Annotated in this window: 2 protein-coding genes; both read right to left on the bottom strand. The window is 61.2% G+C overall.

Annotated features, from left to right (window positions below):
* Positions 1-158 precede the first annotated feature (158 nt).
* Positions 159-371 (bottom strand): GDCCVxC domain-containing (seleno)protein, encoded by a 213-nt coding sequence (locus tag ABD296_RS50330; protein ID WP_003089113.1) that lies wholly within the window; start codon positions 369-371, stop codon positions 159-161.
* A 7-nt stretch (positions 372-378) separates the two neighbouring features.
* Positions 379-516 (bottom strand): heavy-metal-associated domain-containing protein, encoded by a 138-nt coding sequence (locus ABD296_RS50335; RefSeq protein ID WP_455363895.1) that lies wholly within the window; start codon positions 514-516, stop codon positions 379-381.
* Positions 517-518: the final 2 nt, after the last annotated feature.

The following is a 518-nucleotide window of genomic DNA, read 5'->3' on the forward strand; positions in this document are numbered from 1 at the left end:
ATCCAGTGCTGGAAGAGGATTTGGCCCGGCTATCGCCGCTGATCTACGAGCACATCAACATGCTCGGGCGGTATTCCTTTGCGGTACCGGAAGAAGTTGCGCGCGGCGAGCTGCGGCCACTGCGTAATCCAGACGACGACCTGTGATCCCCCTAAACGCTATGAGCAACACCCAAGCTGCTGCTGGATCGGCGGGCACTTCACCGAGCCGAACGAACAGAAAACGCAGCAATCCCCTGGGTTGGGGCGCAGCAGCGCCTTGCAGTTGCTGCACTCGTAATAGAACTGGCAGGCGTCCGTGGGCATGGTTTCCGGCTTGGCGAAGCCGCAGCGCGGGCAAGTCAGCACGGACTCAAGGACAATGGCGCTCATCGTGACCTCACTTCTGCACTGTGGAGGGGTATCCCGCGTTCGCGGTCGCCTCAGTCAGTGCCTCGGGCTGGGCCTTATCGGGATCGTAGGTGACGGTCGCCGTCTTCTGGTCGAAATTGACCTGGACGTCACTCACGCCGGACACCT

It is taken from the genome of Actinomadura napierensis, from assembly GCF_039529375.1.
GTDB lineage: Bacteria > Actinomycetota > Actinomycetes > Streptosporangiales > Streptosporangiaceae > Spirillospora > Spirillospora napierensis.